General features: G+C 55.1%; 1 protein-coding gene. It reads right to left on the reverse strand.

Going from position 1 to position 285, the window contains the following annotated elements:
• Positions 1-285 (reverse strand): hypothetical protein (locus FD02_RS11265; RefSeq protein ID WP_202812894.1); only part of this gene is annotated, 285 nt, incomplete at both ends.

The raw sequence follows: 285 nt of genomic DNA on the forward strand, positions 1-285 counted from the left end.
TTACCGTTAACCGTGTGACCGCCCTTGCCGTCAGAAGTTACTGGCGTAGTTGTATCATCGCCATTCTTAATCGGTGTGGTGGTGACATGGCTAGTCACTTCGCCCTTCGGGTTAATGGTCGTATCAGTAGTCGTGCCGTCGCCATTATCATGGTGCAGCTGGATCCCACCGTCATCCGTCGGTGTCGCTGTGGTGCCATTGCCGACATCAGTTGGCGTGGTGGTGCCTGTTGGCACATCCGTGCCATTGACTGTGTGACCGCCCTTGCCGTCAGTAACAACAGTA

The sequence above is a fragment of the Lacticaseibacillus nasuensis JCM 17158 genome, from assembly GCF_001434705.1.
GTDB lineage: Bacteria > Bacillota > Bacilli > Lactobacillales > Lactobacillaceae > Lacticaseibacillus > Lacticaseibacillus nasuensis.